The 12,081-nt window shown below is 42.8% G+C and carries 14 protein-coding genes; 9 read left to right on the top strand and 5 right to left on the bottom strand.

Features of this window, described 5'->3' with window-relative positions; translation table 11 throughout:
- Positions 1-158: 158 nt before the first annotated feature.
- Positions 159-776, bottom strand: a complete 618-nt coding sequence (locus P255_RS09990) for an L-threonylcarbamoyladenylate synthase (protein WP_004901758.1) — start codon at positions 774-776, stop codon at positions 159-161.
- An 86-nt stretch (positions 777-862) separates the two neighbouring features.
- Positions 863-1,525 (bottom strand): elongation factor P hydroxylase, encoded by a 663-nt coding sequence (locus P255_RS09985; protein ID WP_004901755.1) that lies wholly within the window; start codon positions 1,523-1,525, stop codon positions 863-865.
- A gap of 95 nt (positions 1,526-1,620) precedes the next feature.
- On the opposite strand from P255_RS09985, the gene P255_RS09980 reads away from it, so the two are divergent.
- The 5 genes from P255_RS09980 to acpP all read left to right on the top strand — a co-directional run bounded on the left by P255_RS09980 (position 1,621) and on the right by acpP (position 4,640).
- Positions 1,621-2,178 carry a YceD family protein gene (locus P255_RS09980; protein WP_004901751.1) on the top strand — a complete coding sequence of 186 codons (558 nt, stop codon included), beginning with the start codon at positions 1,621-1,623 and terminating at the stop codon, positions 2,176-2,178.
- A 77-nt stretch (positions 2,179-2,255) separates the two neighbouring features.
- Complete coding sequence (gene rpmF / locus P255_RS09975) at positions 2,256-2,438, top strand: 50S ribosomal protein L32 (protein ID WP_004750811.1); 183 nt, start codon at positions 2,256-2,258, stop codon at positions 2,436-2,438.
- Between the two features lie 155 nt (positions 2,439-2,593).
- Positions 2,594-3,580, top strand: a complete 987-nt coding sequence (fabD, locus tag P255_RS09970; RefSeq protein WP_004901747.1) for an ACP S-malonyltransferase — start codon at positions 2,594-2,596, stop codon at positions 3,578-3,580.
- Positions 3,577-4,311, top strand: coding sequence for a 3-oxoacyl-ACP reductase FabG (gene fabG, locus P255_RS09965; RefSeq protein WP_004750814.1), 735 nt, complete (start codon positions 3,577-3,579; stop codon positions 4,309-4,311). Before fabD ends, fabG begins: the two co-directional genes overlap by 4 nt.
- A 92-nt stretch (positions 4,312-4,403) precedes the next feature.
- Positions 4,404-4,640, top strand: coding sequence for an acyl carrier protein (gene acpP / locus P255_RS09960; RefSeq protein ID WP_004750816.1), 237 nt, complete (start codon positions 4,404-4,406; stop codon positions 4,638-4,640).
- Positions 4,641-4,710: 70 nt separating this feature from the next.
- On the opposite strand, the gene P255_RS09955 is transcribed toward acpP, so the two are convergent.
- Both P255_RS09955 and P255_RS09950 read right to left on the bottom strand, forming a co-directional pair.
- Positions 4,711-6,129, bottom strand: a complete 1,419-nt coding sequence (locus tag P255_RS09955; RefSeq protein WP_004901741.1) for an NAD(P)/FAD-dependent oxidoreductase — start codon at positions 6,127-6,129, stop codon at positions 4,711-4,713.
- Positions 6,130-6,150: 21 nt separating this feature from the next.
- On the bottom strand, positions 6,151-7,482 hold the full coding sequence (locus P255_RS09950; protein WP_004901738.1) for an APC family permease: 1,332 nt from the start codon (positions 7,480-7,482) through the stop codon (positions 6,151-6,153).
- Positions 7,483-7,584: 102 nt separating this feature from the next.
- On the opposite strand from P255_RS09950, the gene P255_RS09945 reads away from it, so the two are divergent.
- Entirely contained in the window at positions 7,585-7,944 is a 360-nt protein-coding gene (locus P255_RS09945) for a COG3415 family protein (protein WP_004901734.1), read from the top strand.
- Positions 7,945-8,359: 415 nt separating this feature from the next.
- On the opposite strand, the gene pcaU is transcribed toward P255_RS09945, so the two are convergent.
- Positions 8,360-9,184, bottom strand: coding sequence for an IclR family transcriptional regulator PcaU (pcaU, locus tag P255_RS09940; RefSeq protein ID WP_004901733.1), 825 nt, complete (start codon positions 9,182-9,184; stop codon positions 8,360-8,362).
- A 276-nt stretch (positions 9,185-9,460) separates the two neighbouring features.
- Between pcaU and P255_RS09935 the strand changes: the two genes are divergently transcribed.
- The 3 genes from P255_RS09935 (at position 9,461) to pcaF (ending at position 12,079) form a co-directional block, all read left to right on the top strand.
- A complete protein-coding gene (locus tag P255_RS09935; RefSeq protein WP_004901732.1) occupies positions 9,461-10,147 on the top strand; it encodes a 3-oxoacid CoA-transferase subunit A in 687 nt (228 codons plus the stop codon).
- 10 nt (positions 10,148-10,157) lie between these two features.
- Complete coding sequence (locus P255_RS09930; RefSeq protein WP_004750828.1) at positions 10,158-10,811, top strand: 3-oxoacid CoA-transferase subunit B; 654 nt, start codon at positions 10,158-10,160, stop codon at positions 10,809-10,811.
- A 65-nt stretch (positions 10,812-10,876) separates the two neighbouring features.
- Positions 10,877-12,079 carry a 3-oxoadipyl-CoA thiolase gene (gene pcaF / locus P255_RS09925; RefSeq protein WP_004899690.1) on the top strand — a complete coding sequence of 401 codons (1,203 nt, stop codon included), beginning with the start codon at positions 10,877-10,879 and terminating at the stop codon, positions 12,077-12,079.
- Positions 12,080-12,081 lie beyond the last annotated feature (2 nt).

Raw genomic sequence — 12,081 nt, 5'->3', positions numbered from 1 at the left:
TTCAAAAGCATGAGGAGTCTACAGCGTAAAATGACGGGGAAGAAAAAGAAAACAATTTTCAACACCTCGAAAGTTTACCATTTTATGACATTCGCACCTCGAATGAAACGAAAATACACAATATTTCCGATAAAAATCATAAAAGGTTAAATTTTTCGCTACTCAAACATGCTCACATCGCCAACACCACGACGAATCACAACAGGTGAATCACCTGATAAATCGACAACACTGGTTGTAGTCAGTGTGCCAAAACCACCATCAATAAACACATCAATGCGTTTACCTAATTGCATCTCGATTTCATAAGGGTCATCGAGCGGGTCATTCTGACCAGGAAGAATAAGTGTACTGGTCAATAATGGTTCACCAAGCTCTTTGAGTAGCATTTGGCAGATCGGGTTGCTTGGAACACGTAAACCAATGGTTTTTTTCTTTGGGTGCATCAGGCGGCGTGGAACTTCGCTGGTTGCCTGTAAAATATAGGTGGTTACTGCTGGAGTATTCGCTTTAAGTAAACGATAGGTGGCATTATCGACTTTGGCAAAGGTCGCAAGGTCAGATAAATCACTACAGATAATGGCGTATTGGTGTTTGTCGCCCAAATTACGAATTTGAGCAATACGCTCCATCGCGCTTTTATTTCCAATCTGGCAACCGATGGCATACGCAGCATCTGTTGGATACACAACAACATCACCTGCACGAATACGCTCAACCGCCTGTTGAATAAGTCGGGGTTGTGGATTGTCAGGGTGGATTCGTAAGTGCAACATTGTTGTTCTCCTAGGCGCTGTGCATGGCTATATTATGAAACGGTTCGGTAAACAGGTGCAATGTTGTTTATTATCAAACGATTTTTTTAATCTAACATTTCACGACAAAACTCATCTGCATGTAAACTTTTGCCATTGCGCGTGCATAAACAGATACATGAAATAAAATGTGCTGCATCACGAGGCAGACGTGCTTCGCCAGAGAAGTACTGCTGAACTTGTGCATATACATTGTCTTTAAACAGCGTTCCATCTCCACCGTCGCCAGTGAGATTATCTAAAGACACACGAAATTTCCGACCAAAGGCAACTGCAAACAACCATTCGATGGCTTGAGGAATGATTTCAACCTGTTCAAATAGATTCTGCTGTTCCTGAGTGCGGCCATCAGGTGCATACCAGTAGCCTAAGTCAGGCAATAAACGACGCTTGGCGCCAGCAATGGTCCAGTGACTGATTTCATGCAATGCACTATTAAAGAAACCGTGCGCAAACTGGATTTTTGCAGGTTCGTGGTCTGTTGCAGGAAAATATTCGGGTTCGTTCTCGCCCTTGAATAAAATCACATTGTGATGGGAAAACCACTGATTAAAGTGTAATATAAGCCAATCTACTTGCGATGCCTCACTCTGACATGTTGACCATGCCAAGCGTTGTACTTGGTCTAAAGACAAAGTGAAATCCAAGTTAGGCAGGGTGTGAACAAGTGATGACGTGTTAACTTTAGGTTGCGGCTGCAACAAATGCATAACTTAATTTACCCGATAGTTCTGTTTCAAAGTGCAAAATTGTATCTTAAACTTTGACAGAGTTCAGATGAATTTGTAGAATTGTCGCCTTAATTATGTCAGCAAATACCTTTCCGGCAAAAATTGAGCCGTTTAAATGGGCTGAACAAGGCTATACATGGTCAGGAAAACTGCCCCTGTCAAGCTTTGTTCGAATCGCTCGTGAATCCACTGGATCGATTGAAAATCAATGGGTTCAAGTAGACTGTAAACTATCAATGGATGCATATCACCGAATAGTTTGGTTGAGTGCACACGTTGAGACCCAACTTCCAATGGAATGCCAACGTTGCTTGGATACTGTTGGAGTTGATTTAGTTTTAGACGTTCATTTAGCACTAATCGATGATGAGTCACTGATAGAGCGCTTGGATGAGGATGCTGATTTCATCGTTTTGGGTGAAAGTGAGTCGTCAACAAAAGGGTCGATTGATCAACCTGCTACTGTTGATTTACTTTCTTTACTTGAAGATGAATTGTTATTGTTGGTGCCATTGTCTCCTAAACATACAGTTTGTGAGCATAAGCACCGACCGACCGTGCAGGACGTTGTTGAAGAAAAACGGGACAACCCGTTTGACGTATTAGCAAGTTTGAAGGGTAAACTTAACTGATAAAGTATGTTATACTTTCCAGTCAAGGCAACTGAATTTGTTCTGATCCATTTTTTCGATTTCTGTAAGGAGCCATCATGGCTGTTCAGCAAAACCGTAAAAGTCGCTCTCGCCGTGACATGCGCCGTTCACATGACGCTTTAACCGAGAATGCATTAACTGTAGACCAAGCTACTGGTGAAACTCATCGTCGTCACCACGTAACTAAAGACGGTTTATACCGTGGTCGCCAATTATTCGCTAAAGTATCTGCTGAATAATCGGTTTGCATTAAGCCTTGGCTTAGTGACAAAAAGGGGAGCGTAAGCTCCCTTTTTTTATTGAATGAAATGTTGTATTTGGCAATTAAAAATCGTGAAATTTAATGTTAAATTGCATTACCGAACTTCAAGAGAAGACAAAAAAGGATTCTTATATGTCTGCTAAACGACTCGATCAAGTAGTTCAAGCAACTAAAACTGCATTTGTGTTTCCTGGTCAAGGCTCACAAAAAGTCGGCATGCTCGCCGAAATTGCAGAGCAGTTTAGTGGTGTTCAGAACACTTTTGCAGAAGCTTCTGAAGCATTAGGTTTTGATTTGTGGCAGATTGCCCAAACAGGTGAAGGGCTAGATCAAACAGAAAATACCCAGCCTGTATTGTTAACTGCAAGTGTTGCGTTATGGCGTACTTGGTTGGATTTAGGTGGTGTGGCGCCTAAATATTTGGCAGGTCACTCGCTAGGCGAATATAGTGCCTTGGTTGCGGCTGAAGCGATGAGCTTGGCAGATGCAGTGAAATTGGTTAATTTACGCGGTAAATTGATGCAAACTGCAGTACCTCAAGGTCAGGGTGCGATGGCTGCTATCTTGGGTCTGGCTGATGATCAGGTCGTTGCACTTTGCCAACAAGCAAGTGCCAATGCTGAGGGTTCAGTTGAAGCGGCTAACTACAATTCACAGGGTCAGGTCGTGATTGCAGGTACAGCAGCGCTTGTACAAGCGGTTATGGCTGAAGCAAAAGCTCAAAATGGCAAGGCAATTGCATTACCTGTGTCTGTGCCATCACATTGTTCATTGATGAAACCTGCTGCTGAGCAATTTGCAGAGGCTTTGGAACAAACTGCCATTGAGCTACCACGTATTCCTGTAATACAAAATGTAAATGCTCAGGCAGCTACCGATGTTGCTCAGCTACGTCAAGCTTTAACTGCGCAATTGTACCAATCTGTACAATGGACGAAGACCATGCAGTATCTACAAGATCAAGGTATTGGTTATATTGTTGAATGTGGTCCGGGTACAGTATTGAGCAATTTGGCAAAACGTTTACCAAACATTGAAAAAACATTTGCGATTGATAGTAAGAGTCGCATTGAAGATGCCCTAAATGCTGTTTTAGTGGCTGAAGGAAAAATTGCATGACACAAGAACGAAAAGTTGCATTAGTTACAGGCGCAAGCCGTGGTATTGGTGCTGCGATTGCTCAACAACTCATCCAAGATGGTTTTTTTGTGGTAGGTACAGCGACTTCTGAAGCTGGCGCAGAAAAATTAACTCAGCAATTTGCCGAAAATGGTGCAGGTGCTGTGCTTGATGTGCGCAATGCTGAAGCAATTGAGCAATTGGTTTCAGATATTGAACAAAAATATGGTTCAGTGCTGGTATTGGTCAATAATGCTGGTATTACTCGTGATAATTTATTATTGCGTATGTCAGAAGATGACTGGGATGATATTTTAAACATCCACTTAAAAGCAGTTTATCGTTTATCTAAACGTGTATTGAAGGGCATGACCCGCGCACGTTTTGGTCGTATTATTAATATTAGTTCAGTGGTTGCGCATTTTGCAAACCCTGGTCAAGCCAACTATTCTGCTGCTAAAGCAGGGATTGAGGCATTCAGTCGTAGCCTAGCTAAAGAAATGGGTAGCCGTCAAATTACGGTGAACTGTGTTGCGCCAGGTTTTATTGCAACTGAAATGACTGACCAGTTGAGCGAAGAAATTCGTAAGAAAATGAGTGAGCAAGTTGCACTTGGTCGTCTAGGCGAACCTCAAGACATCGCAAATGCGGTCAGCTTCCTTGCGGGTGAAAAATCCAGTTACATTACAGGTACTGTGTTACATGTAAATGGTGGGTTATACATGGCTTAATCATAAGCTATTAAACTTTTAAAATTTTTTATATTCAATTAAACTAACGGCATTAAAAAATGCCACAAGCACAAGCAATGAGGAGAATTCCTGTGAGCGATATCGAACAACGTGTAAAGCAAGCAGTCGCTGAACAATTAGGTTTACGTGCTGAAGAGATCAAAAACGAAGCATCTTTCACAGATGATTTGGGTGCTGACTCTTTAGATCTAGTAGAACTTGTTATGTCTTTCGAAAATGACTTCGACATCACTATTCCTGATGAAGATTCAAACGAAATCACAACTGTTCAATCTGCAATTGACTACGTTACTAAAAAACTTGGTTAATAAGTTGTAGATATAAAAAGGCCGCTTTTATAGCGGCTTTTTTATTATGGGTAAAACAGAATACTGGCAATTAGAAAGAAACCATCTTGCCAGGGTTCATGATTGCACCTAAACCATAAGCACCTTTTGCCATAGGAATGACCAGCGGCGCTAATGCCCGACCAAAGGTAATGTCTTTGTGCTGAATTTGCGTGAGCATTTCGAAATCTTTGGCGTGTCCAACAAAATCATCAGCAATCGCTTTACCAATTCGAACAGTTTGTGCGACACCATGACCACTCCAGCCATGCACTGCATAAATCGGGAATTTATTGCCAAATTTACGACTGTCAGTTGCACCATTTACAGTTAAATCAGTTGTACCACTCCAAACAAAGTCGAGTTCAACCTGCTTAAGTTGCGGGAAAACGCTATTAATGCGTCCTAGCAGGTATTGGTAGGTTTTTTCTGGGCTCCAGCAACTTCCTGTACCTTGCCCTCCAAAGAGCAGACGGTTTTTGCTGACTCCGCGATAGTAGTCAATTTGGAACTGGGTGTCATACACAGGATGATCACTTGGTAATAGTTCACTTAAATCAATTTCGAGTGGTGCTGTGGTACTCACATAAGTATAAAATGGAATCGTGGTTTGATTATGCTGTGGTAATAATTTGAAAGATGCATGATGTACCCCAATCACCACACTTTTACGTGCCTTGATCGTACCATTAGCCGTATGTACATAAATGCCGTCATCACGTTCTTCAATTTCGGTCACTTCAGTGCGTTCGTAGATGGTGCCACCATTTTGCAAGAAGCCGTAAGCAATGCCTCGATTGAGTGCCAGCGGATGGATATGCCCACCTAAACGGTCAATTAGCCCACCAAAATAACTTTCTGATTTGACATGATCGAATAGCTCATGTTTTCCGACAACATGCGTGTGGTTTTCACCTAAGTATTTGCGTGCATCTGAGCCTTGAGTTAAGGCAACCAAATGTCCTTCATGCACAGCTGCGGTAATATGGCCGCGTTTGCGCTGTAAATTTAGCTGGTATTTGGCAGCGATATTGTCAATTAATTGCATGGCTTCAACAGAAGTGAAGTTCCAGAGACGCTTTGCATCTTCATAGCTAAAGTGTTCAATCATTTCTTCAGCTTCCCAGCGTGCAAGTCCAGGAGTAAGTTGCCCGCCATTGCGTCCAGAAGCGGCACTGCCAATACGGTCTTTGTCGAGCAGGATGGTTTCAACACCTTGTTCCGCCAGATGCAGTGCAGTCGACGAGCCCAAAAGCCCAGCACCAATCACGACAACATCACATTCTGTATCGCTATTGAGTGCATCGAAAGTCTGCCATTCGGCCAAAGAGCTTTCGTAGTAGTTGGCAGGGCTCTCGATTTGTGCCTTATTGGGATTTACCCAGTTCCAGTCTTTGCCACTCAACTGGTTGATACTGACTTTAAATTCAACATCTTCCAGCAAGTTAGGTTTGTTAACCAGTTTTTGCATTTTGATACTCACTTGATTGAATTAATAAGCATTGCTAATCGCAATTGATTGTTTCTTTGCTTTTTTATAGATAAAGAACATAATGCCAACCCCAAGCCATATGCCACCAAAACTCAGTGCAGATTTTTCAAGGTTCATCCATAAGCACACAATGGCGGCAACAGAAATGAGTGGGAGTATGGCATTAAAAAATTTATTTTTTAGTCCTTGGCGCTGCTTGTTACGCACATAGAATTGCATAAAGACTGAAAAATTAACTGCAGTAAAGGCAACTAAAGCCCCAAAACTAATCAGGTTTACCACTTGAGCAAGATCAAGGAAAATTGCACTTAAAGAGACAAGTCCAATAAACAAGGTTGCATAAAGCGGTGTTCCAAAGCGTGGGTGAATACTGCCCAAGGTTTTTTTATGGAAAATACCATCACGCCCCATGATGTAAATCAGGCGTGAAGCACTAGCATGGCTGGCTAAGCCAGAAGCAACGGTGTTCATGATTTGCCCTGTTAGGAATACAGATTGAAATAGCGCACCACCCACATACAGTACAATTTCAGGGAGTGCTTCATCGGGGTGTTTAAATTGTGCATTGGTTGGGAAATACAGTTGGATAAACCACGCTGCGGTAAAGAAAATCACACCACCAATCAGTGTTGTTAATATTACGGCACGTGGAATATTGCGTTTAGGATCTTTGGTTTCATGAGACAGGGTTGTAACGGCATCAAACCCCAAGAATGAAAAACACAAAATGGATGCCCCAGCAACAAGAGGCAGTAGATGAGTATTTCCATGAAACAGTGGCGCAAGGGTTAAAACATGTTCAGAGCCTTGAGTGCTACTCACGCCATGAATGACCAAGTAAACAAAGAACACCATTAACAGTACAGGTGCGAGTACAAAGATTAAGCTTAAGTTAGCTAACAAGTTGACTTTAAAAAGGTTAATAAAAGTAACCACACTAGCGGCAATCAGCACCCATGCCCAGTAAGGTACACCTGGTAAAATTGCTTCCAGATAAATACCACAGAGTAAAGCATTGATCAGGGGTAACAGGATGTAGTCTAAAAGAGCACACCATCCGACAAAAAAACCTAGAGATGAACCACAGCTTTCCGCTGTGTAGGTATAAGCTGAGCCTGGCTTTTCAGATACGCGGCTAAAGCGAGCATAGCTAAAAGCGGTGAGTAGCATGGCAACCAATGCAAACAAATAGGCTAGAGGTACATGTCCTTCGGTTGTTCCAGAAACAATGCCGAAAGTATCAAACACGGTCATTGGTGTCATATAAGCAACCCCGACCACAATCACTTGCCATAGCGATAACTTTTTTAAATGAATATCATCTTGCAGCATAATCTAATCCTTGTAACAATAATAATCCCTGTAGGGAAATATATAAACATATTTTTATTTGTGCATAAAGTGTGCCATTAATATTTTTTTGAGAGAGTTAATATGCCGAAATATTCAATTGAAATCAGAAAAGCTGCCTTGGATGCTTATAAGAAAACTGATTATAAAGTGGCTGTATGTAAACAGTTTAATATCTCTAGAGTCACTCTGGATGCATGGATCAAGCTTGAGGAAGAGACAGGAAGCCTGCAACCTAAACCAAGTAAAAAACGGGGAGCACCTGCACATATTCAAGACTGGGAAGCCTTTCAAAGCTTTGTAAAAAATAATAAATTTCAAAATATTAGTGATCTTATTCCATTGTTTGAAAAAGAGTTTGGCTATAGCGTTTCGTATGCTGTTTTAGTGCGGGCAATTCATGTTTTAGGCTTGCGCCGTCGTCGTGGTCGGTTTTATGCATGAATATAAATTGTGAGAAAATAGTGCTATTTAAAAAGTTAAAACGTTTATTTTTTTTAATAAAAAAGTAAATTATTTAAAATAAAAATGTAAGTTTAAACTATTTAAAAAGTAAAGTTATTAATATAAAAATGTAAGTTTAAATGATTTAAAAAGTAAATGTATTAATGTAAAAAAGTAAGTTTTAAATTAAAAAAAAGTAAACTTATTTTTATTAAAAAGTACATTATTTAGAATAAAAAAGTAAATTTATAAAAATAAACCTGTCTATAAGTAAGCAAAAAATGCCTGTTGCGAGTGCAACAGGGTTGTTTTGGGGAGTTGATTGTGAAGATATGGCTAAATTTGCAGGGTTCTATCTAGACCCACGAAGTCAAAAATCGTGTGGGATAGATCGGATAGCCAGATATCAATGTACTTAAAGTACATTGCGGAGTTCCCGTGCGGTTTCTTGCAACAAAGGTAAAATATGCTGAATCAGATACTCGCGTGTTGTACGCATGGTCGGTGACACAATATTGAGTGCAGCAACGGCTTTGGAGTTACCATTATAGATAGGAACAGCCAAGGCATGTACGCCCAGCTCATGCTCTTCACAGGAGTAGCACCAGTCCTGTTCTTTTAACTCTCTTAGTAATTGCAAAAATTCAGCATTATCGACACATGTATATTTGGTTAAACGCTTGAGGGGATATTTTTCTAGCCACTCAAGTTGCTGCTCTGGTTCCAAATGTGCGAGTAAGATTTTACCTGCAGAGGTTGCATGGGCGGGCAAGCGATTTCCCAAATGTAAGCCATACGGATTGACTCGGTCAGTTTGCTGGTGTGCCGCACTACGGGCAACGGTAATCGCTTCGTAACCATCGAGTACCATGACTGAAAAGATCAAAGAAGTCTGGTTAGTCAGCAGATTAAGCAATGGTTGTGAAATTTTAGGTAATGGTGCACCACTTAAATAAGCACCTGAAAATTTTAAAATTTTTGGAGCCAAATAAAAATAATGTCCATCGTATTCTAGATAGCCCAAATACTCTAAGGTCAGTAAATGCCGACGTGCAGCAGCGCGGGTCAAACCTGTACGTTCCGCTGCCATAGAAATATTTAAGCGATGTCGATCATTCCCGAAACTTTCCAAAATTGCCAGTCCTTTGCCCATGCCTGCAATAAAATCTTCATGGCGAATTATTTTTTTATTTTCTGGGTTTTGCAGCGTTTTGTTGGGGGTTTGCTCTATTTTGTCCATCTAATTCACCATACAAAGTGCTTGACCAAGCATTATTTTCTAGGATGTTCAAAATAATAACTATTGTTCGATAGTCGAACAATATAAATGATTATCGAACAATTACGCATTTTACTGCTAGATGTTTAGGCGAAAATTATAAAAAATGAGCAGACAAAGGAAATCTAATTAAATTACTCGGGATTGGGTAACAAAGTCGAAAGTGACGGACTTCATCCTGCCTAATTTTTAGTTCCAATCAATTAATCATTTTATGATGCACAGTGGAGTTATCCAATGATAGATAAAAGTGCGACCTCATTTCGCGAGGTTCTGTCGCAAATTAAAGATGGCTCGACCATCATGATTGGTGGCTTTGGCACCGCAGGACAACCTGCCGAACTCATTGATGGCTTGCTGGATTTGGGCATCAAAGATCTGACCATTGTCAGCAACAATGCAGGCAATGGCGACTATGGTCTTGCCAAGTTGCTCAAAGCGGGCGCTGTGAAAAAAGTCATCTGTTCTTTCCCACGTCAGTCTGACTCTTGGGTGTTCGACGAACTGTACCGCGCAGGCAAAATCGAGTTGGAACTGGTGCCACAAGGCAATCTTGCATGTCGTATTCAGGCGGCGGGTATGGGTCTTGGTGCTGTGTTTACGCCGACTGGTTATGGCACTTTACTGGCTGAAGGCAAAGAAACCCGTCATATCGAGGGTAAAGACTATGTGCTGGAATATCCGATCCATGCCGATTTTGCCTTGATCAAGGCACAGCAGGGCGACCGCTGGGGCAATCTGGTTTACCGTAAGTCAGCCCGTAACTTTGGCCCAATCATGGCCATGGCAGCGAAAGTCACCATCGCACAAGTCTCTGAAGTGGTTGAACTGGGTGCACTCGATCCTGAACACATCATTACCCCAGGCATCTTTGTGCAGCATGTGGTTCAGGTTGAACCCACTTCACCACTGACAAGCGCATAAGGAGACTGACATGAGCTATAAAAAACTAACCCGTGACCAAATTGCTGAACGTGTCGCTCAAGACATTCCTGATGGCGCTTATGTCAACCTTGGCATTGGCTTACCGACCAAGATTGCCAGCTACCTGCCAGCAGACAAAGATGTGTTTTTACATTCTGAAAATGGCTTGTTGGCATTTGGCCCACCACCAGCAGAAGGTGAAGAAGATCCTGAACTGATCAATGCTGGTAAAGAATTTGTGACCATGCTTAAAGGTGGCGCATTTTTCCATCATGGCGACTCTTTTGCCATGATGCGTGGTGGTCACCTTGATATCGCAGTTCTCGGTGCCTTCCAGATTGCAGCCAATGGTGATTTGGCCAACTGGCATACTGGTGCGCCAAATGCCATTCCTGCTGTAGGCGGGGCGATGGACTTGGCTGTGGGTGCAAAGAAAGTCTTTATCACCACGGATCACGTGACCAAACAGGGTGAACCAAAGATTGTGGCGGAACTGACTTATCCTGCGACAGGGCTGAAATGTGTAGACCGGATCTATACCGACCTGTGTGTGATTGATGTCACACCTGAAGGTTTGAAAGTGCTGGAGAAAGTCGAAGGCTTAAGCTTTGACGAGCTACAGGCAATGACGGGTGCAACACTGATTGATGCGACTCAGGGATAAAACCTCTCCCTAACCCTCTCCTGAAAGGAGAGGGAAAAGGTGATGTAACAGGACAGGATTAAAGAATGAAAAATGCTTATATTGTTGATGCCATCCGTACTCCGTTTGGTCGTTATGCTGGTGGTCTAGCCTCAGTTCGTGCTGATGACCTCGGTGCTTTACCGATCAAAGCCTTGATGCAGCGTAACCCAAGCGTGGACTGGCAACAGGTTGATGATGTGATCTATGGCTGTGCCAACCAAGCTGGTGAAGATAACCGTAATGTCGGACGCATGTCATCGCTTCTTGCAGGCTTACCGTACCAAGTGCCAGCCACTACCATCAACCGTCTCTGTGGTTCATCTCTAGATGCGATTGCCATGGCAGCACGTACCATCAAAGCGGGTGAAGCAGATCTGATCATCGCGGGTGGTGTAGAGAGCATGAGCCGTGCGCCATTTGTGATGGGCAAATCGGAAACCGCTTACGGACGTACCCAGAAGATTGAAGACACCACCATGGGCTGGCGTTTTATCAATCCGAAACTCAAAGAAATGTATGGCGTGGACACCATGCCACAAACTGCGGAAAACGTCGCAGCACAGTTCCACATTAGCCGTGAAGATCAGGACAAGTTTGCTTTAACCAGCCAGCAACGTACTGCTGCTGCACAAGCCAAAGGCTACTTTGCCAACGAAATCGTGCCTGTCACCATTCCACAGCGCAAAGGTGATCCGATTGTTATCGATACCGATGAACACCCACGTGCAACCACGCTGGAAACCTTGACCAAACTCAAACCTGTGGTGAAAGCCGAAGGTACGGTAACTGCGGGCAATGCGTCAGGCATTAACGATGGTGCAGCAGCACTCTTGATTGCGTCAGATGAAGCCATCACAAAATACGAACTGAAAGCCCGTGCCAAAATTATTGCGGCAACTACCGTGGGTGTTGAACCACGCATCATGGGTTTTGCACCAGCACCTGCGATCAAGAAATTACTGAAACAGGCCAACCTGACTTTGGCACAGATGGATGTGATTGAACTGAACGAAGCCTTTGCTGCACAAGCGTTAGCTTGTACCCGTGACCTTGGTTTGGCAGATGATGATGCACGCGTCAATCCAAACGGCGGTGCGATTGCACTGGGTCATCCACTGGGTGCCTCAGGTGCGCGTCTGGTGACTACGGCTTTGAACCAGCTTGAACAGACAGGCGGCAAGTACGCCTTATGTTCAATGTGTATCGGTGTCGGTCAGGGGATTGCTTTGATTATTGAGCGAGTTTAAGT

This window comes from Acinetobacter brisouii CIP 110357 (assembly GCF_000488275.1).
Classification (GTDB): domain Bacteria; phylum Pseudomonadota; class Gammaproteobacteria; order Pseudomonadales; family Moraxellaceae; genus Acinetobacter; species Acinetobacter brisouii.
Note: the sequence above shows the minus strand (reverse complement) of the source record. Positions and strands in the feature narration are given on the sequence as shown.

Bases quoted from the DNA above. Each gene is read 5' to 3' on its own strand.
- pcaF (WP_004899690.1), top strand. From the start codon at position 10,877: ATGAAAAATGCTTATATTGTTGATGCCATCCGTACTCCGTTTGGTCGT.
- P255_RS09980 (WP_004901751.1), top strand. From the start codon at position 1,621: ATGTCAGCAAATACCTTTCCGGCAAAAATTGAGCCGTTTAAATGGGCT.
- P255_RS09985 (WP_004901755.1), bottom strand. From the start codon at position 1,525: ATGCATTTGTTGCAGCCGCAACCTAAAGTTAACACGTCATCACTTGTT.
- rpmF (WP_004750811.1), top strand. From the start codon at position 2,256: ATGGCTGTTCAGCAAAACCGTAAAAGTCGCTCTCGCCGTGACATGCGC.
- fabG (WP_004750814.1), top strand. From the start codon at position 3,577: ATGACACAAGAACGAAAAGTTGCATTAGTTACAGGCGCAAGCCGTGGT.
- pcaU (WP_004901733.1), bottom strand. From the start codon at position 9,184: ATGGACAAAATAGAGCAAACCCCCAACAAAACGCTGCAAAACCCAGAA.
- P255_RS09945 (WP_004901734.1), top strand. From the start codon at position 7,585: ATGCCGAAATATTCAATTGAAATCAGAAAAGCTGCCTTGGATGCTTAT.
- P255_RS09955 (WP_004901741.1), bottom strand. From the start codon at position 6,129: ATGCAAAAACTGGTTAACAAACCTAACTTGCTGGAAGATGTTGAATTT.
- P255_RS09930 (WP_004750828.1), top strand. From the start codon at position 10,158: ATGAGCTATAAAAAACTAACCCGTGACCAAATTGCTGAACGTGTCGCT.
- fabD (WP_004901747.1), top strand. From the start codon at position 2,594: ATGTCTGCTAAACGACTCGATCAAGTAGTTCAAGCAACTAAAACTGCA.
- P255_RS09935 (WP_004901732.1), top strand. From the start codon at position 9,461: ATGATAGATAAAAGTGCGACCTCATTTCGCGAGGTTCTGTCGCAAATT.
- P255_RS09990 (WP_004901758.1), bottom strand. From the start codon at position 776: ATGTTGCACTTACGAATCCACCCTGACAATCCACAACCCCGACTTATT.
- P255_RS09950 (WP_004901738.1), bottom strand. From the start codon at position 7,482: ATGCTGCAAGATGATATTCATTTAAAAAAGTTATCGCTATGGCAAGTG.